Genomic DNA, 24,929 nt, shown 5'->3' with positions numbered 1-24,929 from the left:
AGGAAGGATCAGTTGGCGGGTCGTGCCGTTGTCATGGCCCGTTCGACTTCCCAGAACGCACGCAAGGCGGTGATCTTGCCGTCGTCGTCCACCCGGTAGGTGAACACGCCCTCGGCGTCGATCCGATGACCGCCGATCGTGCTGCGGATGGTGCCGGTGAAGGCGACCTCGTTGCCGCAGGCGAACGAGTCACCGAACCGGAACTCGATCAGTTCGGTCTTGGCGATCGCCTTGTCCCAGAACGCGGCGATGGCCTCGGCGCCGCGATGGCCCTTGCCCTCCGGGTCGAGGCCCGAAGGACCGATCGGGTCTTCCACGATGCCGTCCGCGGCGAACAGCGCGAGCCACGCCTGCTTGTCGCGCGCCCGCACGGCGGCCTGGGAGGCCAAGCCCGCGGCCCTGGCCGGATGCTCGGTGCCGGTCATGCGCGCCTGCCTCGACCGACGGGCACTATGGGCGCCGCGATATTCTGCTCCGCGAACTTGCGCAGCGAGTCCTGTTTGGCGGCGAGTTCGCCATCGAAGCCGATGCCGTCGGCCAGCCAGGGCACCACGATCGCGTCGGTCACGCCCGCATCGGCGAGTTCCTGGTACCCGGAGCGCCCGAAGCGGTCGATGCACACCGCCTGGATCTCGAACGGTCGCTCGACTCTGCCGTACTCGGCGCGCAACGCGTCGAGCTTGCCGATGGTGCCGCACAGTTCGTCGTAGGTCATCATGGCCGAGGTCCAGCCGTCACCCACCCGGGCGGCGCGACGCAGCGCGGGCTCGGTGTGTCCGCCGATGTAGAACGGCACCGGTTCGCTCGGCGCCGGGCTGATCTGCAGCGGATCGAAGTCGAAGAACTCGCCGTGGTATTCGACCATTCCGCCGCCCAGCACCAGCTCGAGGACCTCGATCATCTCGTCGACTCGGGCGCCACGTCGCGCGAAGGGCACCCCACACCACTCGAATTCCTCAGGAGCCCAGCCGATTCCGACTCCGAAGCCGAAGCGATTGCCGGACAGGTTGGCCACCGAACCGACCTGCCTGGCCAGCAGCAGCGGGTTGCGCGAACCCAGCTTCAGCACGTTGGTGTAGAACCGGATGCGGCTGGTCACGGCGGCCATGGCGGCCGCACCGATGAGCGGGTCCACCCATGGCGTGTCCGGTCCCCAGAATCTGCTTCCGTCGGCGGTGTAGGGGTACTTCGCCGCCGCCGACTTCATGTAGAACAGCGAGTCCGGCAGCGCGATCGACGAGAATCCGCATTCCTCGGCGGTTTTCGCGAGCGCGGGCAGTTGGTCGAGCGGGCTCAGTGCGATGCTGAGGCTGAACTGCAGCGCGTTCACGGTTGCTCCGATCCGACGACCCACATCGAAAAGTACTGTGACCCGCCGCCGTAGGCGTGTCCCAGTGCTCTGCGGGCATCTGGTACCTGATAGTCGCCGGCCCGGCCCATGACCTGCTTGGCTGCCTCGGCGAACCGAATGAGTCCGGATGCGCCGATCGGATTGGACGAGAGCACGCCGCCGGATGGGTTGATCGGCAGGGTGCCGCCGATCTCGGTCTCGCCCTTGTCGGTGAGCTTCCAGCCGTCACCCTGCGGGACGAAGCCGAGGTTCTCCAGCCACATCGGCTCGAACCAGGAAAACGGCACATAGATTTCGGCCACGTCGATTTCGCTGAGCGGATCGGTGATGCCTGCCGCCTGCCAGAGCGCCGCGGCGGCGTCTCGACCCGCCTGTGGATCGACTTGATCGCGTCCGGCGAAAGTGGTCGGCTCGGTGCGCATCGCGGTGCCGTGTACCCACGCGACCTTCTTGCCGGTGGCCTCGACGACGCCGGCCGCGTCCGCGTCACCGATCACGATCGCGCACGCCCCATCCGAGGAGGGGCAGGTCTCGTCGAAGCGGATCGGATCCCACAGCATTTGTGAGGCGAGCACCGATTCCACCGTGATGTCGGGCTGCTTCAGGTGGGCGAGCGGGTTCTTGGCGCCATTGCGGCGATCCTTGACCGCGACCATCGCGCCGATATGGCTCGGCGCGTGCGAGCGCCGGATATAGGAGCGCACGTGCGGGGCGAAGTAGCCGCCCGCGCCCGCGCCGACCGGCATGGTGAACGGCACCGGAATGGACAACGCCCACATGGCGTTCGACTCCGACTGCTTCTCCCACGCGATCGCGAGCACCCGTTTGTGTACGCCGGCCTGCACCAGGTTGGCCGCGACGATGCCGGTGGAGCCGCCGACCGAACCGGCGGTATGCACCCGCAGCAGCGGTTTTCCGGTGGCGCCCAACGCATCCGCGAGCGACAATTCGGGCATCATGACGCCCTCGAACAGGTCCGGCGCTTTGCCGACGACGACAGCGTCGATGTCGGCGATGGCAAGCCCCGCATCGGCCAGCGCACGATCGATGGCCTCCCGGCACATGCCCGCCATGGACACGTCGGTGCGTTTTGTCACGTGATGGGTTTGTCCGGTGCCGAGCACCGCGGCGGGGTAACTCATCGGATCTCCGATCCCAAGACGGCGACAAGGTTCTGCTGCAGCGCGGGCCCGCTGGTGGCATGGGCGAGCGCGCGATCCGCCGAGCCCGCGATGATCGCCTCGGCGGCGAAGCCGATGCGCTCCAGGCCGGCGGCGAACATGGGGTTCGCCGCGAGCGCGCCGCCGGACGGATTCACCGCGGTGCCATTCCGCAGACCGATCGCCTCGGCGAGGATCAACTGCTGATGGCTGAACGGCGCGTGTAGTTCCGCGAGGTCGAAGCCGCCGATGTCGTCGTTGGTGGCAGCCTGAGCCGCAGCCGAAGTCGAGGGGGAGACGGTGAGGTCGCGCGCACCGAGCATCGGGGTGTCCACCCGGTGCGCTATTCCGGTGATCCAGGCCGGTCGCTCACACAGTTCGCGGGCGCGATCGCCGACGGCGAGCACGATGGCGGCCGCCCCGTCGGTGATCGGCGCGACATCGTGCGCGCGCAGCGGATCCGCGACATACGGCGCAGCCAGGAGACCGGCCACGTCACCGGAATCACCTGCGGCCACGGCGGCCATGTCTTGCTCGGTCCAGCGACCGGCGTCGAGTCCCGCGCGGGCCTGCAGCCCGGCGATGGACAGCGCGTCCGGCCACAGCGGCGCGACCAGATACGGATCCAGCTGCAGGGTGAGGATCTGGTGCAGCGTCCCCGCCGAGGACTTGCCGAATCCGTACACCAGTGCGGTATCCGCCTGTCCGGAACGAAGTTTCACCCATGCCTCGTACAGTGCCCACGCGGCGTCCATCTCCACATGCGATTCGTTGATCGGTGGTACCGCGCCGATGGCGTCGACCGCCGAGATGAAGGAGAATGCCCGTCCGGCGAGGTAGTCGGAGGAGCCGGAGCACCAGAAGTCGATATCGGACTTGGCGATGCCCAGTCGATCGTAGAGATGCTGGAAGCAGGGCACCAGCATCTCGACACCGTTGGTGGTGCCGAAGGTCTCCGAGACATGCGGTGCGTGGGCGAAACCCACGACCGCGATGTCGGTGGCGTTGTCAGTCAACGTGCGCCTCTCTCAGAGGTGGTGCTTGTAGGTCTCGTAGTCGGCATCCGGCTCTCCGGTGGGACGGAAGTGGTCCACGTTCTCCAGTCCGTAGCCCCACTCCTCGCGCGGCCGCCACACCGCTTCCACCCGCATGCCCATCCGGACTTCGCTCGCCTCGCACCCGAGCACCAAGTGCAGGAACGGGATGTCCGCGCCGTCGAGCAGGATGTAGGCCGCCACGTAGGGCGGCTTTATCCGCTGGCCCAAGAACGGCACGTTCACAATGCAGAATGTGGTCACGATGCCGCGGTCGGGTAGCTCGATGTAGTCGTCGGTCGGCCTGCCATCGGTCGGGTTCGCTCCGCGCGGCGGGAAGTACACCTTTCCCGCGGCGTCGGTACGCGCGCCGATCAGCTTGCCCTCGGCGAGTCCGCGCAAGTAGACCGACTCTTGCGGCGAGGCGGTGTGTTTGTAGGACAGGTCGACCGGCGTGGTGATCATCGTGATCGGCTCGGCTCCGTTGCCGGATTCGGCGGCGGCGCCGGACTTCTCGCCCGGCTGGAAGCAGACGATGTCGTGAATGCTGCCCTGTGTCTCGATGGCCCACCGGGCACGCACGCGCATTCCGGTGTGGATGTCGTCGGGTGTGGCCACATCGACCGCGTGCAGCAAGGCGGTGTCCGCGCCGTCGAGCCGGATCAGCGCCCAGGCGAACGGTCGCTCGAACGGCTGGCCGGGCAGCGGCTGGTGCACCCAGGTCCACGATTGGACGGCGCCGGTGTCGGCGACATCGACGAATTCGGTCAGCGGTTCGGCGGTTATCGGGTCGTACTCCGGTGGCGGCACGATCACGCGCCCGTCCGAGCCGCGCACGCCGACGATCCTGCGGTCACGCAGCGCGGTCAGAAAGGTTCCGATGGTGGACCCGACGGAGCGGGTGTAATCGAAACGCATCCGCAGGGGCGCGCTGAGTACCTCGGCCGCTGGATCCGATCGGCGGTGCTCCCGGGTCCCTTCGCGGTCGCCGGCTACCGCCGTCTTCGGGCTCGTCGTTCGCGCCGCGGTGTTCGATCCCGCGCCACTGCCGCCGGCGATCGCCGTGGATGCAGTATTCCGCTGAGTCACGCTATCGAGTAGAACAGGTTCTTATTCTGGTGGCAAGCGGCGGTGCCGCCGAGGATCATGATTGGTCGGAAAGGGGTCCGATATGAAGTTCGGATTGCAACTCGGGTACTGGATGGCTCAGCCGCCCGCACACGCCGGGGAGTTGGTGGTGGCGGCGGAAGAAGTCGGGTTCGACGCCGTGTTCGCCGCCGAATCATGGGGGTCGGATGCCTTCGGGCCGCTGACCTGGTGGGGCTCGTCCACGCGACGGGTGCGCCTGGGTACCTCGGTGGTGCAGATGTCGGCGCGCACGCCCACCGCCACCGCCATGCACGCGCTCACCCTCGATCACCTCAGCGGCGGCCGCGCGATTCTCGGCCTCGGCGTCTCCGGGCCGCAGGTGGTCGAGGGTTGGTACGGCCAGCCCTTCGCCAAGCCGTTGCACCGCACCAGGGAGTACGTCGGGATCGTCCGGCAGGTCTTGGCGCGGGAGGCGCCGGTCACCAGTCATGGCGCGCACTACCCGCTGCCCTACACCGGGCCGGGTTCGATCGGGCTCGGTAAGCCGCTCAAGTCGATCGTGCATCCACTACGTGCGGATTTGCCGATCTGGCTGGGCGCGGAGGGGCCGAGGAACGTCGCGCTCACCGCGGAGATCGCCGACGGCTGGTTGGCCATCTACTATGCGCCGAGGCTGGCCGGGATGTACAACGACTGGCTCGATGAGGGGTTCGCGCGCGCGGGCGCGCGGCGCGGCAGGGACGACTTCGAGATCGCCGCGACCTGCCAGGTGGTGATCACCGACGACCCGGCGAGCGAACTGGACCGAATGCGCTGGATCATGGCGCTCTACATCGGCGGCATGGGCGCGCCGGAGCTGAACTTCCACGCTCAGGTGTATCGGCGCATGGGATACGAGCGGGAAGTCGACGAGATCGGCCGGCTGTTTCTGTCGGGCAAGAAGGCCGAGGCCGCGGCCATGGTGCCGGACGAGCTGATTCTGGACACCGCGATCATCGGCGACGAAGCGCATGTCCGCAAGCAGCTCGGGGTCTGGGCGGCGGCGGGTGTCACCATGCTGCTGGTGTCGGTGCCCGATCTGGCGCAACTGAGGTTGCTCGCACCTCTTGTCGAACAGTAGAACGCGTTCTAAATTCAATGGGTGACGACGCAGGAGCCAGTGAAAATTCTCGGTCTGTGGAACATCGCCGAAGCCGAACCCCACCGGATCGCGATGGTCGACCCGTCGGGCCGGGACGTGACCTATCGCGAATTGGCCACGCTCGCCAATCGTTACGCCACCGGTCTGCGCGCGTTGGGCCTGACGACGGGTGACGTACTGGTGAGCATGGTGCACAACTGCGTGGAGGCGATCGCCGCCTACTTCGCCGCCTATCAGGCAGGGTTGTACATCGTCGCGGTGAACTGGCACCTCACCGGGCCGGAGGTGGCCTACATCCTGTCCGACAGTGCAGCGAAGGCGTTCATCGCCAGCGACCGGTTCGCCGCGGCCGCCCGAGCCGCCGCCGACGAGGCGGGACTGCCCGCGACGGCGCGCTTCGCGGTGGGCGAGATCGACGGCTTCAAGTCGGTGGCCTGGCTCGGCGCGGCGGACACCGGGCGCCCGGCGAACCGCAGCACCGGTGCGCCGATGCTCTACACGTCAGGAACCACAGGGCGCCCCAAGGGTGTTCGGCGCCCACTGACCAACGCCGACCCGGATGTCGTCCCGCCGCACACCACCGCGTTCTTCAGTCTCTTCGAGCTGGCGCCTTACGACGACCATGTGCATATCTGCGGCTCGCCGCTTTACCACACCGCGGTGCTGAACTTCGCCACCATCTCGATTCAGTTGGGCCACAAGCTCGTTCTGATGGACCGCTGGGACGCCGAGGACATGCTGCGATTGATCGACAAGTACCGGGTGACGCACAGCCATATGGTGCCGACCCAGTTCCACCGGCTGCTCGCGCTGCGGGAGGAGGTGCGCGCCAAGTACGACGTGTCCTCGCTGCGCAGCATGGTGCACGGCGCCGCGCCGTGTCCGCAGGAGACCAAACGGAAGATGTTGGCATGGTGGGGCCCGACGGTCACCGAGTACTACGCGGCCACCGAAGGCGGCGGCACGGTGATCAACGGCGCCGACTGGCTGCGCAAGCCGGGCTCGGTCGGCAAGGCCTGGCCGTGGTCGGTGATCAAGGTGCTCAGCGAGAAGGACGGCTCCGAGGTCCCGGTCGGCGAACCGGGGCTGGTCTACATGCGGATGGGCGCTTCGAGTTTCGAATACCACCGGGACAAGGCCAAGACCCAGGACGCGCGGGTCGGTGACCTGTTCACCGTCGGCGACATCGGACATCTCGACGAGGACGGCTACCTCTACCTGCACGACCGGCGATCGGACCTGATCCTGTCCGGCGGGGTGAACATCTACCCTGCCGAGGTGGAGAACGTATTGATCACCCATCCGAAAGTCGAGGATGTCGCGGTTTTCGGTATCCCACATCCAGATTGGGGCCAAGAGGTCAAGGCTGTCGTGCAGCCCGTGGACGGTGTGGCGGGCGACGACGAGTTCACCGCGGAACTGCTCGCCTTCGCCGCGACGCGGCTGGCCAAGTACAAGATGCCGAAGTCGATCGACTATCTACCCGAACTACCGCGCGACCCGAACGGCAAGCTTTACAAGCGCAAACTGCGCGATCACTATATCCCCGCACCCTAGCTCGTTTCGCCAGCTCGTTTCGCCGATCGGTGTGCCGGACTTCCGGGGTGGTAGCTCGGTGCGACCCGCGGCTTCAGACGGCGAGACTCGAATGGGACTTGTTGTACTCTGTCAGGAGCCCGGCCGCGTAATCGCGCCGACCGTTGATGGTGGATCCGGAGCTCCTTTCGTAGAGGCGGTCGAAGGCCTCCGCGACTTCCCGGGGGTCGTTCCGGTTCGCGCTGACAGCGGCGTTGGCCTCCTTATAGCCGCCACCGCGCAGTTCCTGAACCATGTAGTCGATATGAGTGCGCCAGTCGCCGATACTCTCGCCCGGCTTGCTCGCGAATTCGTGGAGCCCGGACAGTCGACCGAAACGCCACTGAAACAGACCTTTGGCCGTTCCGTTGTCTCCCGTGGCGGAGAGGTCGAATCCCGATTCGAACTTCGCGTTGGCTACGATTCCCGCGGCCTGTGCTGGGGTGAAGTTGTATGTCTCGATGAGGTAATTCATCATCGACATCGCGTCGGGCTTGTCCCCGGTGGGGATGATCGCGGTGCCCATCGACCCCGACCGACCGCTCCACGGGGTGGTTCCGCTGTACCCCGACCCGGTGGACGTCGTACCGCCGGTGGGCGTCGTACCGCCGGTGGGCGTCGTACCGCCGGTGGGGGTATAGGTCGGCTGGTCGCCGTCGATTTTGAGTGCCGTGGCCGCCGCCTGGTCCGAGACGCCGTGGACCTCGTTGAATGCTGTGTCCAACGTGCTCCAGACGCCCTTGAACAGGCCGTCGATTATGTCTTTCGGCAGTTCCTGGTGGGTTTTGCCGTTCTCATCGGTGACGGTTCGCACGGCCTTGAAGGAGGCAGCGACCTTCGTGTTGAGCTCCCCCACCGAGGTATCGATGGCCTTGTAGGCATTCGTCACGGCGTCCCCGATACCTGCGGTTTTCATCACGATGCCGTCGTCCTGCCGTGTGATACCCGACGTAGCCTTCTGCATCTCGTCCGTGTGATCCTTGTATTTGTCGATCAACACCGACTCATCCTCGGGATTGGCGATTCCCTGGCCACGCAGCATCTCGCGCAGATTGAGAGCCTTGGACGGTGTGCCCGACCCGAGCAACTTGATCTGGGCTTGAATGACGCCCTCGGCCGCCTTGAACAGAGCTTTCAAGCCCGCTGGCGCGCAGCCCGGAAGCTCGTGCAAATCACCCAGTCGCTTGCTGTCGTCGGTACTCATCAATGCCTCGCTCTCATCCGGGCAGGCAACGTCGATACAAGTCGATCATCGGATGTTCCCGGACCTGGGAATGTCCACGGGTCGACGATGCCCCGTCACGGCGCTCCAGCATCGCTACGACCGTGTCTCACCTGGTTGCGATTCGTTTGGGGCTGTGTCGGAATAAGTTGTCCGCATGATGGTCGACCTGTGGTCGATGAGTTATCGAAACATCTTGTGCCGGAGGAGTTGTGGGTTCTCGCCGAGTCGCTGCTCGACGGAGTTCGCCGTACGCCGCAGGGTGGTGGCGCCGCCCCCAGTCGAGGAGCGCGTGGTGTTCATTGCGGTGGTGTTCGTGCTGACCGGTGTCGCGCGTGGCGGATGTTGCCGTCGTCGTTCGGTGTTTTTGACGGTGCCGACCGCGCACCGCCGGTCCAGAGCGTGAAGCGAGGCGGGGGTCTGACGGCGATTACGCCGCGCGGTCCTCGACGAGTTGGGCACGCAAGGCCTGATCAACTGATCGCGGACGTTGATGGACGCGGTGACCGGGGCGAGTTCAATCGACCGCGGTGAGCCGGGTGCGAAGATCCACGTTCGTCAGATCGTGCGGATCCTTTGTCCGTGATGTTCGGCAGCCAACACCAACAATGCCGAAGCCCTCGAACCGCAGCCGAAAGGTCCGGGAGACGCAACAGGCTAACGCAGTTCAGGTGCCAGGCCAAACAGCGGAAACAGCTTCGCGGTGTCGAGGAAGAAGTTCAATCCGGCGATCGCGCCCCCCTGGAGCTCGAGTACGGTGATCGACCACGGCACCCACACGCCGGGCTCGTCGCTCGGCTTGTAGTGGCCGAAAGCGGGCAGGCCGTTGGCGCCGTCCAGCCGGATCAGACGGGAATCGCGGCAGCCGCTTCCGGTGCCGAGCATGAACGCGGCCACATTCTCCGGACCGGAGATCCACAGCTCGAACGGCGGCATAGACAGTGCCACATCGGCTTTCAGCAGGGTGGTGAGCGTGTCCATGTCGTAGGCCTCGAACGCCGTGACGAAGTCGTCTACCAGTTTGCGCTGGTCGTCGTCGGTCTCGTCATAGCTGTCCGTGCTGGACGGCTGGACCTTGGACATGGTGGCTCTCGCTCGCTGCAGGGCGCTGTTCACGGACGCGGGCGACATGGTGAGCGCCTCGGCGGTCTCGCTGGCGGAGAACCGCAGCACCTCGCGCATGATCAGGATCGCGCGCTGGGTGGCGGGCAGGTGCTGGCAGGCGGCGACGAAGGCAAGGCGCAGCGCGTCTTTGGCACTGGCATGCTCGGCCGGGTCCGCGCCGAAGGCGAGCGCGTTCGGAATGGGCTCGATCCAGACGTAGTCCGGCCGTGGCGCGGGCAGCGGCGAATCGGGCCTGGACGGGCTGGACAGATCCATCGGCCGCGCTCGGCGCTGTGGGCCGTCCAGCATGTCGAGGCAGACATTCGTCGTGATCTTGTACAGCCAGGACCGAAGGCTGGCGCGGCCCTCGAAGGAGTGGTAGGACTTCCACGCCCGGGTGAAGGTTTCCTGTACCGCGTCCTCGGCTTCGAACGAGGAGCCGAGCATCCGATAGGCGTATGCGCACAGTTCCCTTCGATGCGACTCGAACGAGGCGAGTACATCGGGAGCGAGGCCGACGGGGAAGCCGGACGAGTCGTTCATGGCAGTCACCCTGCCACAGGCCACCGACACGGAACAGATGGTGCGCACCCGTCCCGCCCGGCCTCAAACCTGCCGAAAATGTGCGTTCGGTCACGTCGTGTCGGGCGGTGACTTCGGCGCACACGGATCGTCCTACCTAGTGAACCCACCTGGCATGCTCGAGAGGACGGCGCCCATGAGCAGCAAAATGATCTTCATCAACCTTCCCGTCGCCGACCTGGACCGATCGAAGGGCTTCTATGCGGCGCTGGGCTGGACAGTCGACCAGGAGTTCACCGATGACAGCGCCGCGTGCATAGTCGTCGACGACAACATCTGCGTAATGCTGCTGACCAGGGATTACTTCACTACGTTCGGCAAGCGGCCGGTCGCCGACACCCTCGGGACGGTCGGCGCCGGCTACGGACTCGCGCTCGGCAGTGTCGAGGAGGTGGACCGCCTCACCGTCGCGGCGCTCGCCGCCGGCGCCATCGAAGAGATCGACGAGGGTAAGCGGGCGCAGGAGGCACGGGTCGGCATGCACAGCCGAACCTTCCTCGACCCCGATGGTCATCAGTGGGAGCCGTTCTGGATGAACTGCCCGGCCGAGAGCTGAGGCCCGGGGTGCGGATAGCCCCGCGCGCTCAGTTGCCGGTGAACGTCGGCTTGCGCTTCTCCGCGAAGGCCTTCGGGCCCTCCTTGGCGTCGGCCGACCGGAACACCGCCATGCCGAGTTCGGCGTCGATCTTGAAGGCGTCCTCCTCCGGCATCGCCTCGGTCGCCCGGATCGTGCGCAGGATGGCCTGCACCGCGAGCGGACCGTTGGCGGCGATCTGCCCGGCGAGCTCGAGTGCCTTGTCCAGTGCTGTGCCGTCGGGCACCACGTGCCCGATCAGCCCGATCTCCTTGGCCTCGGCGGCAGTGACATGCCTGCCGGTCAGCAAGATATCCGCGGCCACGGTGTACGGGATCTGCCGGACCAGCCGCACCGCTGAGCCGCCCAGCGGGAACAGGCCCCATCGTGCCTCGGAGACACCGAATTTCGCACTCTGGCCGGCTACCCGGATGTCGGTGCCCTGCAGGATCTCGGTGCCGCCCGCGATCGCCGGACCTTCGACCGCCGCGATCAGCGGCTTGCTCAGCCTGCGGCCCTTGAGCAGCGCCTCGATCGTGGACAGATCCCAGCCGCCGCTCGCGAACGAGTCACCGGGGTGTTGCGCGGTCATCGCTTTGAGGTCGGCGCCCGCGCAGAACGCGCCGCCCGCGCCGGTCAGGATCGCTACCCGGATATCCGAATCGTGGTCGGCCTGGTCCCAGGCGTCCCGCATGATCGCCATCATCTCCGCCGACAGCGCGTTGCGCGCCTCGGGCCGGTTCATGGTGACGATGAGGACATGGTCGCGCTTCTCGACGAGGCAGTGCGGCATCGCTGATTCTCCTGACTTCGAGCCTTGTCAGAAACAGTAACACGTTCTATTTTTATGCTGTGAGCTACAACATAGCGGACCTAGTCGAACACGCCATCGATCTAATGCCCGACCGTGTCGCGCTGGCCGACGACGGCCGCGAGGTCACCTATGCCCAGCTGGAGGAGCGGGCCAATAAACTCGCTCACTACCTGCAAGAGCGGGGAATCCAGCCGGGCGACAAGGTGGGGATCTACGCACGCAACACGATCGAGGCCGTCGAGGCCATGGTCGCGATCTTCAAGGCGCGTGCCGTGATGATCAACGTGAACTACCGATACGTCGAGAACGAGTTGCAGTACATCTTCGAGAATTCGGATATGGCCGCGCTGATCCACGAGCGTCGGTACAGCGACAAGGTGGCCGCGGTCCGTCCGGACACACCGAAGTTGCACACCGTCATCGTCGTCGATGACGATACGACCGGTACGATTCCCACCGCAGCGGATTCGGGGGAATACGAAGCGGTGCTCGCGCGGTCCTCGGGCGAGCGCGACTTCGGCGATCGTTCTCCCGACGACCTGTACATGCTCTACACGGGCGGGACCACCGGTAAGCCCAAGGGGGTGATGTGGCGGCAAGAGGACGTCTGGCGCGTTCTCGGCGCGGGCATCAATTTCCTCACCGGCGAATATGTCCAGGACGAATGGGAGTTGGCGAAGGTGGGTGCGGGCAGCCCGCCGATGGTGCGATTCCCCATCCCGCCGATGATCCACGGCGGCGCGCAGTGGGCTATGTTCCACAGCCTGTTCGGTGGCGGGAAGATCGTGTTGCTCGCGGAGTTCTCCGGACACGGCGTGTGGCAGGCCATCGACAAGCACAAGATCAACCTCATCTTCATCACCGGCGACGCGATGGCGCGCCCGATGCTGGACGCGCTGATCGAGGGAAACCCGGAAACCGGTGCGCCCTATGATCTTTCGAGCCTGTACGTGATGGCGAGCAGTGCCGCGCTGTTCTCGCCCGCGCTCAAGGACCAGTTCTTGGAACTGCTGCCGAATCGGATGATCTCGGACTCGATCGGCTCCTCGGAGACCGGCTTCGGCGGGTTGTCCATCGTCGCCAAGGGCGCGACGCACACCGGCGGTCCGCGGGTGAAGATCGATGCGTCCACCGACGTGCTGGACGAGGAGGGCAACCCCTTGCCGCCCGGTTGTGGCGTGGTCGGCATCCTCGCCCGGCACGGTCACATTCCGCTCGGCTACTACCGGGACGAGGCCAAGACCGCGGCGACCTTCAAGGAGTTCAACGGGATTCGCTATGCCATCCCCGGCGACTTCGCCAGGGTCGAGGAGGACGGGAGCGTCACCATGCTCGGCCGCGGGTCGGTCTGCATCAACAGCGGTGGCGAGAAGATCTACCCCGAGGAGGTCGAGGGCGCGCTCAAGTCGCACCCGGAGATCTTCGACGCGCTCGTGGTCGGAGTCGAGGACGAGCGCTGGGGTCAGCGGGTGGTCGCGGTCGTGCAGTGTCGCACCGACAACCGGCCCACCCTGGAGGAACTGCGCCCGATGCTCACTCAGGAGATCGCTTCCTACAAACTGCCGCGCAGCCTGTGGTTCGTCGACGAGATCAAGCGCTCGCCCGCCGGCAAGCCCGACTATCGGTGGGCCAAGGAGCAGACCCGGGCACGGCCTGCGGACGACCATGCCGAGGCGAGTTCGAAGTAGGCGCTGGGTCGAGACTGTCGGCGCGGTTCAGCGGTTTGCCAGTTCGGCGAGTTGGAAGGCCAGTCGGTGGCGAAAGGCGGGGATTCGGGCCAGTGTCGAGAGCATCAGATTGCGCAGCATCCGTGCCGGACGCGGACGCATAGTCGCCATCGTCGTCATCCGGTCGGTGAACGAGACGACGCTGAGCGCGATGGGGCGGCGGACGGTTTCATAGGTGTCCAGCAGCGTGTCCGGCTCGCCGGTCAGTACCCGCGCCAGCAGCGGGCCGAGCGTAGCCGCGTCCTGGATGCCGGTGTTCATACCTTGGCCGCCCGCCGGGCTGTGCACATGCGCGGCATCGCCCGCCAGCAGGATGCGGCCCGCGCGGTAGTGGTCGGCCACCCGATGGTGCACCCGGAAGCGTGAGCTCCACAGCACCTCGCGGACTTTGACATCGCCGCCGGGACCGCGCAGGTCCAGGATGGCTTGGATGTCCTCGACGGACGGGTTTTCGGGGGCCTCGTCGACGGTCGCCACGACGCGGTAGCGGTTCGGCTCGGTGTCGTCGGGCAGTGGTGCGACTACGGTGACGCCCTCCGGTGAAAGATGCAGCGCCACTTCGTCGCGCGCGATCGGCCAGTCCATTCGCACATCGGCGAGCATGAACGAGGCCGGGTAGGTGTCGCCGGTGAATCCGATGCCCGCCTGCTCGCGGACGATGCTGTGCATACCATCGGCGCCGATCACGTAGTCGGCCCGCAGGCTGCCCGGCGTGCCGGCGCCATCGGTGTATTCGACCGTGACGCCGTTGTTTTCGTCGGCGATCCGGGTCACTCGATAGGGCCGGTGCACCTCGCCGCCTGCCTTGTGCAGCCGGTCCAGCAGCACGGACTCGGTGGTGTCCTGCGGCGTCATCAAGGTGTACGGGTACCGGGTCGGCAGTCCGTCGAACTCGATGGCGGCCAAGGTGCGCGGTCCGTCGTGCACCGTGAAGCGCGGCACCACAATGCCTGTGCCGATGAGTTCGTCGGTGATGCCGAGTTCCTCCAGTACCTCCAGGGTCCTGGCGTGCACAACGGCGGCACGAGACGTGTTGGCGCCTTCGGCCAGCCGGTCCAGCAGCACGAAGTCGACACCCGCGTCGGCCAGTGTGATGGCCGCGGTCAACCCCACCGGCCCGGCGCCGACGATCACTACCGCGGTGGTGTCCGGCAGTGGGTGGTTCGGGGTGGCATTCATGGGAACTCCTCAGGTCAACATCTGTAGGCCAACGCCTGTTGGCATAACCGTAGCCAGAGTTCGAGTCGAAAGTCAACAGCTGTTGGCCTACGCTTGTTGGCATGACTGACGAGTCCGACCACATCGCGGTTCGCCGCTCCGATGCGACGCGCGCCGCGATCCTGCATGCCGCACGGGCCCGTTTTGCCGCCGAAGGCTTCCGTAAAGCGACCATCCGTGCCATCGCGGCCGACGCCGATATCGACCCGTCCATGGTCATGCGTTATTTCGGCAACAAAGACGGCTTGTTCGCCGCCGCGGTCGACATCAGTCTCGATCTGCCCGACCTGGCCGCCACGGATCAGCGCGATCTCGGTGAGCTTTTGGTCCGCCGATTTCTGCTGCTGTGGGAGGAGCAACCGAACAATGCCGTCCTGCTCACCCTGTTGCGTTCCGCTATCACCGACGAGTCCGTCGGCGAGCGCTTCCGCACGGTGTTCGCCGAGCAGGTGCTGCCCGCGGTCCTACGCTGCGGGGATCCGGCCGATGCCCCCCGGCGCGGCGGCCTCATCGTCACCCAACTGCTCGGCGTGGCCCTCTGCCGATACGTCCTGCGGATTCCGCCGGTCGTCGCCATGACCGGCGACCAACTGGTCGCCGACGTGGCCCCGACGCTCCAGCACTACTTGATGTCGAACCCGGGTGAGTGAATTCCAGACGATACTGCTCGGTACCACGCGGTACCATTGAGCGATGGCTGGTCTGAATATTCGGTTTTCCGACGAGGAACTGGCTGCTCTGCGTGCGCGCGCGGAGGTGGAGGGTAGCAGTATGCAGCAGTTCGTTCACGATGCCGTCATAAAGGCGATGAACGAGCATTCCAGACTGTTCAACGAGGCTGCTGATCACGTCTTACGCGTCAGTGAGGAGTTGAACCGGCGGCTGGCCTGATGGAGTATCTGACCCTGCCCGAACTGCTGAATCTCGCTGAGCGTTTGGGTACTCCGGCGGTCCGTGACTACGGCTTGCTCGACTCGGCTCTTGCGCGACCACAGTCCACCGTGTTCGGACAGGACGCCTACCCGGATGTGTGGCAGAAGGCGGCCGCGCTGATGGAATCGATCGCCCGCAACCACGGCTTAGTCGATGGCAACAAGCGATTGGCCTGGTACGCGAGTTGGGTTTTCCTGCAGATCAACGGTCACCGGCTGGACGGGCGCTTCGACGTCGATGATGCCGAGCTATTCGTGCTGGAAGTGTGTCAGGGTGCGCTCGATGTGCCAGCGATTGCCGAGCATTTGGCGAAGTTCGGAGGCTGACGAACTGGATGCGCGAAGGAGTCCGCCATACGATCGCGGGCTGTTTCATACCGCATGGCCGCCGATTCGGCTCAGTGCCCGGTCCCTCACCTGGCGGCGCGATCGGTCCGACGGTCGGGAACTCGGTACAACTCGGCCCGCCACGGCGGCGGACCCGAGTGAAGGTGTCCCGTTCAGCCCGCCGTTCTGGCCAATAGTGCGCCGAGCGCGCGCAGGTGATCGGTGCCCGCGCCGAGGGCGAACTCATTGTGCTTCGCCGCGGTGAAGTAGTTGTGCACGATATGGTCGCGGTCGATGCCGACACCGCCGTGCACGTGGACGACGGTGTGCGCGACCCGATGGCCCGCGTCGGCGGCCCAGAACTTGGCGGTGTGTACCGCCTCGGTCGCGGGCAGGTTCTCCGACAGCAGCCAGGCGGCCCGGGTGACGGTCAGGCGCAGGCCTTGGACGTCGATGTAGGCATCGGCCAGGCGCTGCGCGACGGCCTGGAAGCTGCCGACCGGCCGGCCGAACTGCTCACGCTCCCTGGCGTAGTCGGCGACCAGCTGGAGCGCCCGTTCTACGGTGCCGAGTTGCAGGGCGCTCAGGCCCAGCCAGGCGCGGTGCAGGATCCAGTCCAGGATCTGCGCGCCGTCCGCCACGGTGCCGACCAGTTCGGCAGGCGTGTCGGTGAGTTCGACGGCGAACTCCGGGCTTCGGTCGACCACCTGCTGGGCCGTCACCGTCGCGGCGGCCGGATCGACCAGGAAGACCGCAGTGCTGCCGGAAACCGTGGCGGGAACCACCATTCGCTCGGCGCGATCGGCGAACGGAACAGTGGTCTTGGCGCCGGTCAATCGCCAGCCGCCGGGTGTCTGCACCGCGGCGGTGAGCGGCTGGGCGGGCTCCCAGTTGCGCTCCTCGGCCAGTGCCGCGGTGAGGATGGCGCTGCCGACACCGGCTCGCTCGGCCAGATCCTGTTGCGCCGCGTCGCCGAAGCGGGCCAGCGCGCCCGCGCCGACCACGATCGACCATAGGTACGGCACGGACGCGACGTGCTTGCCCAGTTCACGCAAGATGGCAGTGTGTTCGAGCGGCCCAAGGCCACTGCCGCCGACGGACTCGGGCAGAGCCGCCGCGAGCACGCCGGTTTCGCCCAGCGCGCGCCACAGCGTCTCGTCGAATCGGTCGGTGTTGGTTCCCGGCCCGCCGGCGGTATCCAGTTCGCGCAGGCGGTCGGCGGTGACCAGCTTGCCGCAGACCTCGCCGGTCAGCCGGGCAAGGTCCAGCTGGGCTTCGGTGGGAGTGAAATCCATAGTGGTGGTCTACCTGCTTTCGTTCAGCGCGCCGAGGCAGGCTGCGCGAGGGCGGTCATGGCGATGATGTCGCGCTGGATCTCGTTGGTTCCGCCGCCGAAGGTCAGGATGAGCGCCGCTCGGTGCATCCGCTCCAGTCGTCCACGCAGTTCGGCGCCCGGGGAGTCCTGGCGCACATACGCCTGCGGTCCGAGGACCTCCATGAGCAGCCGGTAGGCCTCGGTGGCCAGCTCGGTGCCGTACACCTTGCAGGTCGATGCGTCCCACGGCCGCGGCGCCGCGTCGCCGCCCGCGTCGGCCCGGCTGGCGATCTCCCAGTTCAGCAGCTGGAGGTACTCGACCTTGGCGTGCACCTTGGCGAGATTGAGCTGCGCCCATTCGCGGTCGATCACCCGGGAGCCGTCGCCGGCCTTGGTGTTGCACGCCCACTCGACGGTCTGGCGCAGCGCGAGCGCCAGCGGCGCGGCCGAGGTGAGCGCGACGCGCTCGTGATTGAGTTGGTTGGTGATCAGCGCCCAGCCGCCGTTCTCCTGGCCGACCAGCGCGCTGGCGGGCACCCGGACGTCCTGGTAGTAGGTCGCGCTGGTGTCCGGGCCCGCCATGGTGTGCACCGGGGTCCAGGAGAAGCCCTCGGCGGTGGTCGGCACGATGAGCATGCTGATGCCTTTGTGCTTCTTGGCGGTCGGGTCCGTACGCACGGCCAGCCAGACGTAGTCGGCGTAGGCGATGAGGCTGGTCCACATCTTCTGGCCGTTGATCACATAGTCGTCGCCGTCGCGCTCGGCTTTGGTGCGTAGGCCGGCCAGGTCGGTACCCGCGCCCGGTTCGGAATAGCCGATGGCGAAGTGCAGTTCACCGGCCGCGATCTTGGGCAGGAAAAACTTCTTCTGCTCCGCGCTGCCGTAGTGCATGATCGTCGGGGCGACCGAATTGATGGTCAGGAACGGCACCGGCGCGCCGGCGAGCGCGGCCTCGTCGGTGAAGATCAGCTGGTCCATGGTGGGTCGGTCCTGGCCGCCGTACTCCTTCGGCCACCCGAGCGCCAGCCAGCCGTCGTCGCCCATTTGTCGGACGACCTCGCGGTAGACGTTGCCCTGCCCGTACTCGCCGGTCTGTGCGTTCAATGCTTCGCGGCGCTCCGGAGTGATCAGCCGCGCGAAGTACTCGCGCAACTGCACGCGTAGCTGCTCCTGCTGCGGCGTGTACGCGATGCGCATGGCACTACCTCATACCTTCGTCGGTTCGGGTTCCCCCGATCATTGCATATCGACTGAAACATGTTCCAGTATTGAGAGTGGAGCCGGTCGAAGGCGCACCGGGCGGTCGGGTCGGCTCGGCAGGCTTCGAGCACAGCGGCGGTAAAGGAGTTCTCATGAAGGTCAGCGTCGATCCCGATCAGTGTGAAGCGAACGGAATTTGTGTCGGAATCGCCCCCGACGTGTTCGAACTCGATGACGATGACGTGCTGCACATCGCGGAGGGCGACGTGCCGGCCGATCGGCTCACCGAGGTCGAGCAGGCGGTCGCGCAATGCCCGAAGGCGGCGCTACGTCTGCAGTAGTCGACTCTTGCCGAACGTTGGAACGCGTTCTAAAGTCGGCCGCGTGCGCAAAGATGTGAGCCTGGCCGGCCGGGTGGCGATCGTGACCGGCGGCGGCGCCGGGCTCGGACGGGCCGAAGCGCTCGCGCTGGCTGGTGCGGGTGCCTCGGTGGTGGTCAACGATCTGTCGGAATCGGACGCGGTGGCCGATACCCTCGCGGAGATTCGCGCGGCGGGCGCCGAAGTCGAGTTCGTCGCGGGCAGTATTGCCGAGCGCGCGACCGCCGATGCCTTGATCTACACCGCCCAAGAGTCCTTCGGTGCGGTCGACATCGTGGTCAACAATGCGGGGATCACTCGCGACCGGATGTTGTTCAACTTGTCCGACGAGGACTTCGACGAGGTGCTCGCGGTGCACCTGCGCGGCCATTTCCTGTTGTCGCGCAACGCCGCCGCGTACTGGCGCGACAAGTCCAAGCAGGCGGGCGCGCCGGTCTACGGCAGGCTCATCAACACCTCCTCGGAGGCGGGGCTGCTCGGGCCGGAGGGGCAGGCGAACTATGGCGCCGCGAAGGCGGGCATCACCGCGCTGACCCTCTCGGCCGCGCGAGCGCTGTCGCGCTACGGCGTGCGCGCGAACGTGATCGCGCCGCGAGCGCGGACCGCGATGACCGAGGCGGTGTTCAGCGCCGCCCCTGATGGTGCGGTCGACCCGCTGTCGCCGGACCATGTGGCCCGCCTGGTCGCCTATCTGGCTTCGCCTGCCGCCGAGGGGGTCAATGGACAACTGTTCGTGGTGTACGGCGGGATGGTCGCGCTGATGGCCGCGCCGGTCGTCGAGCGTCGGTTCGACGCCGTCGGCGGGCAGTGGTCGGCGGATGACTTGGCCGACACGCTCGGCGACCATTTCGCCGGCCGGCCGGCCGGGCAGACCTTCTCGGCCTCCTCGCTCATCGATCTGGGGTGAGTCGCTGCTCGGCGACGGCTGCCGTCGATGCGCTGCTGATCAACAGTCGAACCGTTGATCAGTGGTTCGGCACTTGGTAGACATGGTGCTGCAGGGTGTGTGCGACGCCGAACGAAGGTGGGGTCTTTTCGCTTTTGACACCGGTTCTAAATTGATGCGCCGACATTGAGAATAGGTGCACTTCAAAAGTGGCAAAATGCTTCCGGCGACACGATGAACGTGTTCTAATCGTTGCGGCGGTGTGGCCACGGTGGACATGAGCACCGTGCGCTGTACATGCCGGTTGAGCAAGGAGGATCGCGATGAACGAGGTCCTTGCCGTGCCGTTGCGTGCCGTCGGTGGGTTCTTCGAACTCACCGCCGAGGTCGCGCGTTCCAGCGTGCGGAGACCATTTCAATGGCGTGAGTTCATCGACCAATCCTGGTTCATCGCGAGCGTATCCATTGTGCCCACATTGTTGGTCGCCATTCCATTCACCGTGCTGGTCAGCTTCACGCTGAACATTCTGTTGCGCGAGATCGGAGCAGCCGACCTGAGCGGCGCGGGCGCGGCATTCGGTTCGGTCACCCAGGTCGGGCCGATCGTCACCGTTCTCATCGTCGCCGGCGCCGGCGCCACCGCGATCTGCGCGGACCTCGGCGCCCGCACCATTCGCGAGGAAATCGACGCGATGCGGGTGTTGGGCATCAATCCGGTACAGCGCTTGGTGGTGCCCCGCGTGCTCGCCTCGATGTTTGTCGCGCTGATGCTCAACAGCATGGTGTGCACCATCGGTATTGTCGGCGGGTTTCTGTTCTCGGTATATCTGCAGGATGTGAACCCGGGCGCGTTCGTCAATGGCATCACGTTGCTCACCCATCTGCCCGAACTGATCATTTCCGAGGTGAAAGCCGGTTTGTTCGGGCTGATAGCCGGGTTGGTGGCATGTTATCTGGGCCTGAATGTCAAAGGCGGGCCCAAGAGTGTCGGTGATGCGGTGAACCAGACCGTAGTCTTCGCATTTATGGCCTTGTTCGTGGTGAACGTGGTGGTCACCGCCATCGGTATCAAGTTCACGGTGCGGTGACGCGATGGCCTTCGTGATCGAGTCCCGCTTTCCGCGGACCGTGCGCCGCGTGCGCCGGATGTCGGACTCGCTCGATGCGATCGGCAGACATGCCGTGTTCTACGCGCAGACGCTCGGCTCGCTGCCGCGCGCGATCATGCATTATCGAACCGAGACGATCCGCCTGATCGCCGAGATCAGCATGGGTACCGGTGCTTTGGCGGTGATCGGCGGCACCGTGGTGATCGTCGGCTTCCTCACCTTGTTCGCGGGCGGCACTATCGCGGTGCAGGGCTACAGTTCGCTCGGCAACATCGGCGTCGAGGCGCTCACCGGGTTCTTCGCGGCGTTCATCAACGTCCGGATCGCGGCGCCGGTGATTTCCGGCATCGGCCTCGCCGCCACCATCGGGGCGGGCTCCACCGCGCAACTCGGCGCCATGCGGGTGGCCGAGGAGATCGACGCACTGGAGTCGATGGCGATCCGGCCGGTGCCGTATCTGGTCGGTACCCGGGTGCTGGCCGGGATGATCGCGATCGTCCCGCTGTACGCGCTCGCGGTGATCGCCTCGTTTCTCGCGAGCCGATTCGCCACCGTGGTGATCTACGGGCAGTCGGCGGGCGTGTACGACCACTACTTCTCCACGTTCCTCATCCCCAGCGACATCCTCTGGTCGTTCGCCCAGGCGATCTTCATGGCCTTGGCGATCATGATGATCCACACCTACTACGGCTTCAACGCCGCGGGCGGGCCGGTCGGCGTCGGTGTCGCGGTGGGTAACGCGGTGCGGACCTCGCTGGTCGCGGTGGTCACGGTCACCCTGCTGATCTCGCTGGCCATCTATGGCACCTCCGGCAACTTCCATCTCTCCGGATAGGCGACATGGCGGAATCGAAGCGAGCGGAGAGCGGCCTGACGAAGGCCCTACACGGCGGACTCGGCCTGAAACTGGCCGGGGCCGCGATGGTGCTCGTGTTGGTCACCGTCGTCGCCGTGGCACTGACCATGTTCGTCGGCGGGTTCACCTCGACGGCCACCGTAACGGTGGAGGCGCCGCGCAGCGGCCTGGTGCTCGACCCGGACGCCAAGGTGAAGATGCGCGGTGTGGAGATCGGTCGGGTAGCGGCCGTCGATTACACCACCGAGCACGCCGAACTGAAACTGGCCCTCGATCCGGAACAACTGAAACTGGTGCCGTCCAACGCGAGCGTAGACATCCGGTCCGCCACGGTGTTCGGCGCGAAGTACGTCAACTTCATTGTCCCCGAACGTCCTTCGTCGACCTCGCTGCCACCGGGCGCGACGGTGACGGCGCAGCGGGTGACCGTCGAGTTCAACACGCTGTTCCAGCGCCTGACCGACGTGCTCGCCAAGATCGAGCCGGAGAAGCTGAACGCGACGCTGTCCGCGCTCGGCACCGCGCTGGAGGGCCGCGGCAAGAAGCTCGGCGACCTGCTCGAGCAGAGCGACGCCTACCTGCGTGACATCAACCCGTACCTGCCCGCGCTGCGCCGGGACCTGGCCGCGACCGGCACTGTCACGAACCTGTACGCGGACACGTCGAACGATCTGCTGCGCACCTTGCACAACGCGACCGTCACCAGCACGACTCTGGTCGAGGAGCGCGACAGTCTCGACGATGTGCTGATGAACCTCATCGGGTTGGCCGACACCACCGGTTCGGTGTTGCGCGACAATGAGAATCAGCTCGTCACGGCGCTCGATCTGCTTCGTCCCACCGCCGGACTGCTCGAGCAGTACGCGCCCGCGCTGTACTGCCTGATCGGTGGTCTCGGCAAGGCGCTTCCGTTGGGTGAGGCGGTTTTCGGCGGCTTGCAGGAAGGTGTCGCGTTGAACACCGGTTTCATGTACGGCGCAAAGCCTTACACCGATCCGGAGGATCTGCCGAAGGTGAACGCGACCGGCGGCCCACAGTGCGCGGGGCTGTTGGATCGGACGCCGGGCAGCCACGCCGACTACCTCGTCACCGACACCTCGCAAGGCCACGTGTACACACCGTCGACGACGTTGACGGTCAACCCGCCCAAGATCTTCCAACTCTTGTTCGCCGGACTGCCGGGGGTGCCGCGACCATGAGGAACACCGCGACAACCGTCAAGTTGGCCGTCTTCACCCTGGTGATGTCCCTGGTCTTCGCCGGGTTGGCGATCGTGTTCAGCCAGGTGCGCTTCGCACGCGCGAATACCTACCACGCGGTGTTCACCAGCTCCTCCGGCATATTGCCCGGCGCGAAGGTGCGCATCGCCGGCGTCCCCGTCGGATCGGTCGGTTCGGTGAAGGTCGGCAAAGACTACCTCGCGCACATCGACTTCGACGTCGATCGCAAGTACGCACTGATGACCAGCACCCGCGCGATGATCAAATACGAAAACCTGGTGGGCGACCGATATCTCGAACTGGCCGAGGGCCCCGGGTCGAATCGGGTGTTGCCGAAGGGCGGCACCATCGGCATCGCACAGACCGCGCCCGCGTTGGATCTGGACATGCTGCTCGGCGGATTCAAGCCGCTGCTGCGTGGCCTCGATCCCGACCAGGTCAACGACCTCACCAATGCGCTGCTACAGATTTTCCAGGGCCAGGGCGGCACGTTGGTGTCCCTGCTGAACAGCGGTGGTTCCTTCGCCAAGACGCTGGCCGATCGGGATGCGCTGATCGGCAGCGTGATCGACAACCTGAATATCGTGCTGCGGACCATCGATGAGCGAGGCGACCAATTCGCCACCACGATCGACGAGTTGCAGCGGCTGATCAGTGAATTGGCCGCCGACAAGGACCCGATCGGTGACGCGCTGCCACGCATCGCGGGCGCCACGGGTGATCTGACCGACCTGCTCGCCCAAGCCCGCCCGGACCTGAAGAGCACCATCGAGCAGACCGGCCGGCTCGCCACCAACCTGGACGCGGGCTCCGACACCATCCAGTGGGTGCTGGATCGGCTTCCTTCGACCTATCGGCAGCTGATCAGGATCGGTTCCTACGGTTCTTTCCTGCAGCTCTACGTCTGCTCGACGAACTTCCTGGTGGACGGTCCGAACGGGCAGACAATGAAGATCAACATGCCCGCCGCCCAGACGACCGGAAGGTGTGCCGAAGACCGATGACCATGCAGCGATCACCCACCGTCACCATCGGCGTCGTCGGCCTCGTGCTGGCGGTAGCGGTGGCGATGGCGGCACTGCAATTCGACCGGCTCCCGTTCATCCGGTCCGGCGCGACCTTCACCGCCTACTTCGCCGACGCGGGCGGCTTGGTGCCCGGCGATCCGGTCCAGGTCGCGGGGGTGCGCTCCGGCCGGGTGGACGAGGTCGCTCTGGACGGCGCCAAGGTGCTGGTCCGGTTCACCCTGGCCGAGTCGATCGTGCTGGGCCAGCAGACCTCGGCGGCGATCAAGACCAACACCGTGCTCGGCCGCAAGTCGCTGGAGGTGACCCCGTCCGGATCCGGCGCGTTGCGCGCCCAGGACACGATTCCGCTGGACCGCACCACCTCGCCGTACTCGCTCAACGAAGCGCTGAGCGACCTGGCGGGCACCGTCGGCCGACTGGACTTGGACAAGGTCGACCAGACCCTCGACGCGCTCTCGGCGGCCTTCGCCGAGACCCCCGCGCCGCTGCGGTCGGCACTGGACGGGATCACCGCGCTCTCGCGCAGTATCAACGCGCGCGACGAGGCATTGTCGGACCTGTTGCGGCGGGCGCAGAACGTCACGAAGATTCTCGCCGACCGCGGCAACCGAATCAACGCGCTGCTGCTGGACGGCAACGCATTGCTCGGCGAGCTGGATCGGCGGCGCACCGCGATCGGCCAGTTGATCGTGTACGTGAACGGCCTGACCCAGCAGTTGTCCGGGCTGGTCGCCGACAACGAGGCACAGCTGAAACCAGCCCTGGACAAGCTGAATTCGGTGCTGGCACTCTTGCAGCGCAACCAGCAGAACCTCGCCGACGCGCTCGATGGACTGGGTCCGTTCTCGGCCGCGCTCGGCGAGCAGGTCGGTAGCGGCCCCTACTTCCAGGCGTACGTGGTCAACGCGTCGAGCAAGTTGCTGCAGCCGTTGGTGGACGCACTCGTGTGGCCGAACCATCTGCCGGACGATCTGCGCAGCTATCTCGAGCCGTTCCCCTCGATCGAGCCCGCGACCCAGGAGCCGCCGCGATGAGCGCGCAGCACGCCCTCGCCGACCCGTTCGGAAGCGCGGCCCCTACGGTGC

The 24,929-nt window shown here is 66.1% G+C and carries 25 protein-coding genes; 14 read left to right on the top strand and 11 right to left on the bottom strand.

Annotation, left to right across the window (positions count from 1 at the left end):
- Window positions 1–8: 8 nt before the first annotated feature.
- Genes AB0B25_RS15295 through AB0B25_RS15275 form a run of 5 tightly spaced genes read right to left on the bottom strand, consistent with a single transcriptional unit; the run spans window position 9 to window position 4,463 of the window.
- Window positions 9–425: a nuclear transport factor 2 family protein gene (locus tag AB0B25_RS15295; RefSeq protein ID WP_357178937.1), complete on the bottom strand. Its 417-nt coding sequence runs from the start codon at window positions 423–425 to the stop codon at window positions 9–11.
- Complete coding sequence (locus AB0B25_RS15290; RefSeq protein WP_357179021.1) at window positions 422–1,321, bottom strand: TIGR03619 family F420-dependent LLM class oxidoreductase; 900 nt, start codon at window positions 1,319–1,321, stop codon at window positions 422–424. The genes AB0B25_RS15295 and AB0B25_RS15290 overlap by 4 nt, the downstream gene beginning before the upstream one ends.
- Window positions 1,322–1,326: 5 nt before the next feature.
- Window positions 1,327–2,493, bottom strand: a complete 1,167-nt coding sequence (locus AB0B25_RS15285; protein WP_357178935.1) for a thiolase domain-containing protein — start codon at window positions 2,491–2,493, stop codon at window positions 1,327–1,329.
- Window positions 2,490–3,527 (bottom strand): thiolase domain-containing protein, encoded by a 1,038-nt coding sequence (locus AB0B25_RS15280; RefSeq protein WP_357178932.1) that lies wholly within the window; start codon window positions 3,525–3,527, stop codon window positions 2,490–2,492. The genes AB0B25_RS15285 and AB0B25_RS15280 overlap by 4 nt, the downstream gene beginning before the upstream one ends.
- Window positions 3,528–3,539: 12 nt before the next feature.
- Window positions 3,540–4,463 carry an OB-fold domain-containing protein gene (locus AB0B25_RS15275; RefSeq protein ID WP_357179017.1) on the bottom strand — a complete coding sequence of 308 codons (924 nt, stop codon included), beginning with the start codon at window positions 4,461–4,463 and terminating at the stop codon, window positions 3,540–3,542.
- Window positions 4,464–4,716: 253 nt separating this feature from the next.
- Between AB0B25_RS15275 and AB0B25_RS15270 the strand changes: the two genes are divergently transcribed.
- Both AB0B25_RS15270 and AB0B25_RS15265 read left to right on the top strand, forming a co-directional pair.
- Window positions 4,717–5,754 (top strand): LLM class F420-dependent oxidoreductase, encoded by a 1,038-nt coding sequence (locus tag AB0B25_RS15270; RefSeq protein WP_357178930.1) that lies wholly within the window; start codon window positions 4,717–4,719, stop codon window positions 5,752–5,754.
- Window positions 5,755–5,775: 21 nt separating this feature from the next.
- Window positions 5,776–7,332, top strand: coding sequence for an acyl-CoA synthetase (locus tag AB0B25_RS15265; protein WP_357178927.1), 1,557 nt, complete (start codon window positions 5,776–5,778; stop codon window positions 7,330–7,332).
- 73 nt (window positions 7,333–7,405) lie between these two features.
- Here the strand turns inward: AB0B25_RS15265 and AB0B25_RS15260 are convergent, their stop codons facing one another.
- Entirely contained in the window at window positions 7,406–8,554 is a 1,149-nt protein-coding gene (locus AB0B25_RS15260; protein ID WP_357178924.1) for a phage tail tip lysozyme, read from the bottom strand.
- Between the two features lie 675 nt (window positions 8,555–9,229).
- Entirely contained in the window at window positions 9,230–10,219 is a 990-nt protein-coding gene (locus tag AB0B25_RS15255; RefSeq protein WP_357178917.1) for a sigma-70 family RNA polymerase sigma factor, read from the bottom strand.
- Between the two features lie 175 nt (window positions 10,220–10,394).
- Between AB0B25_RS15255 and AB0B25_RS15250 the strand changes: the two genes are divergently transcribed.
- Entirely contained in the window at window positions 10,395–10,814 is a 420-nt protein-coding gene (locus AB0B25_RS15250) for a VOC family protein (protein WP_357178914.1), read from the top strand.
- Between the two features lie 28 nt (window positions 10,815–10,842).
- Here the strand turns inward: AB0B25_RS15250 and AB0B25_RS15245 are convergent, their stop codons facing one another.
- Window positions 10,843–11,625: a crotonase/enoyl-CoA hydratase family protein gene (locus AB0B25_RS15245; protein WP_357178911.1), complete on the bottom strand. Its 783-nt coding sequence runs from the start codon at window positions 11,623–11,625 to the stop codon at window positions 10,843–10,845.
- Between the two features lie 59 nt (window positions 11,626–11,684).
- On the opposite strand from AB0B25_RS15245, the gene AB0B25_RS15240 reads away from it, so the two are divergent.
- Window positions 11,685–13,334, top strand: a complete 1,650-nt coding sequence (locus AB0B25_RS15240) for an acyl-CoA synthetase (protein ID WP_357178908.1) — start codon at window positions 11,685–11,687, stop codon at window positions 13,332–13,334.
- A 27-nt stretch (window positions 13,335–13,361) separates the two neighbouring features.
- On the opposite strand, the gene AB0B25_RS15235 is transcribed toward AB0B25_RS15240, so the two are convergent.
- Window positions 13,362–14,552, bottom strand: coding sequence for an FAD-dependent monooxygenase (locus tag AB0B25_RS15235; RefSeq protein ID WP_357178905.1), 1,191 nt, complete (start codon window positions 14,550–14,552; stop codon window positions 13,362–13,364).
- A gap of 101 nt (window positions 14,553–14,653) precedes the next feature.
- Here AB0B25_RS15235 and AB0B25_RS15230 point away from each other — a divergent pair, with 101 nt between their 5' ends.
- Genes AB0B25_RS15230 through AB0B25_RS15220 form a run of 3 tightly spaced genes read left to right on the top strand, consistent with a single transcriptional unit; the run spans window position 14,654 to window position 15,850 of the window.
- Complete coding sequence (locus AB0B25_RS15230; RefSeq protein ID WP_357178902.1) at window positions 14,654–15,241, top strand: TetR family transcriptional regulator; 588 nt, start codon at window positions 14,654–14,656, stop codon at window positions 15,239–15,241.
- A 43-nt stretch (window positions 15,242–15,284) separates the two neighbouring features.
- A complete protein-coding gene (locus AB0B25_RS15225) occupies window positions 15,285–15,482 on the top strand; it encodes an antitoxin Phd (RefSeq protein WP_357178900.1) in 198 nt (65 codons plus the stop codon).
- Window positions 15,482–15,850, top strand: coding sequence for a Fic family protein (locus tag AB0B25_RS15220; protein ID WP_357178898.1), 369 nt, complete (start codon window positions 15,482–15,484; stop codon window positions 15,848–15,850). The genes AB0B25_RS15225 and AB0B25_RS15220 overlap by 1 nt, the downstream gene beginning before the upstream one ends.
- A 173-nt stretch (window positions 15,851–16,023) precedes the next feature.
- On the opposite strand, the gene AB0B25_RS15215 is transcribed toward AB0B25_RS15220, so the two are convergent.
- Entirely contained in the window at window positions 16,024–17,145 is a 1,122-nt protein-coding gene (locus tag AB0B25_RS15215) for an acyl-CoA dehydrogenase family protein (protein WP_357178895.1), read from the bottom strand.
- A gap of 23 nt (window positions 17,146–17,168) precedes the next feature.
- A complete protein-coding gene (locus tag AB0B25_RS15210; RefSeq protein ID WP_357178892.1) occupies window positions 17,169–18,362 on the bottom strand; it encodes an acyl-CoA dehydrogenase family protein in 1,194 nt (397 codons plus the stop codon).
- A 155-nt stretch (window positions 18,363–18,517) separates the two neighbouring features.
- Between AB0B25_RS15210 and AB0B25_RS15205 the strand changes: the two genes are divergently transcribed.
- The 7 genes from AB0B25_RS15205 to AB0B25_RS15175 all read left to right on the top strand — a co-directional run bounded on the left by AB0B25_RS15205 (window position 18,518) and on the right by AB0B25_RS15175 (window position 24,878).
- Entirely contained in the window at window positions 18,518–18,706 is a 189-nt protein-coding gene (locus tag AB0B25_RS15205; RefSeq protein WP_357178890.1) for a ferredoxin, read from the top strand.
- A gap of 7 nt (window positions 18,707–18,713) precedes the next feature.
- Entirely contained in the window at window positions 18,714–19,652 is a 939-nt protein-coding gene (locus AB0B25_RS15200) for a 3-oxoacyl-ACP reductase (RefSeq protein WP_357178887.1), read from the top strand.
- A gap of 302 nt (window positions 19,653–19,954) precedes the next feature.
- Window positions 19,955–20,719 carry an ABC transporter permease gene (locus AB0B25_RS15195; protein WP_357178884.1) on the top strand — a complete coding sequence of 255 codons (765 nt, stop codon included), beginning with the start codon at window positions 19,955–19,957 and terminating at the stop codon, window positions 20,717–20,719.
- 4 nt (window positions 20,720–20,723) lie between these two features.
- Window positions 20,724–21,575: an ABC transporter permease gene (locus tag AB0B25_RS15190; protein ID WP_357178881.1), complete on the top strand. Its 852-nt coding sequence runs from the start codon at window positions 20,724–20,726 to the stop codon at window positions 21,573–21,575.
- 5 nt (window positions 21,576–21,580) lie between these two features.
- Complete coding sequence (locus AB0B25_RS15185) at window positions 21,581–22,795, top strand: MCE family protein (RefSeq protein WP_357178879.1); 1,215 nt, start codon at window positions 21,581–21,583, stop codon at window positions 22,793–22,795.
- The gene (locus AB0B25_RS15180; RefSeq protein ID WP_357178876.1) at window positions 22,792–23,820 is read left to right on the top strand and encodes an MCE family protein; all 1,029 of its coding nucleotides are present in this window, start codon (window positions 22,792–22,794) and stop codon (window positions 23,818–23,820) included. Before AB0B25_RS15185 ends, AB0B25_RS15180 begins: the two co-directional genes overlap by 4 nt.
- Complete coding sequence (locus AB0B25_RS15175) at window positions 23,817–24,878, top strand: MCE family protein (protein WP_357178873.1); 1,062 nt, start codon at window positions 23,817–23,819, stop codon at window positions 24,876–24,878. The genes AB0B25_RS15180 and AB0B25_RS15175 overlap by 4 nt, the downstream gene beginning before the upstream one ends.
- Window positions 24,879–24,929: the final 51 nt, after the last annotated feature.

It is taken from the genome of Nocardia sp. NPDC049190, from assembly GCF_040648115.1.
Classification (GTDB): domain Bacteria; phylum Actinomycetota; class Actinomycetes; order Mycobacteriales; family Mycobacteriaceae; genus Nocardia.
This window is presented reverse-complemented; position numbering and strand designations above follow the sequence as displayed.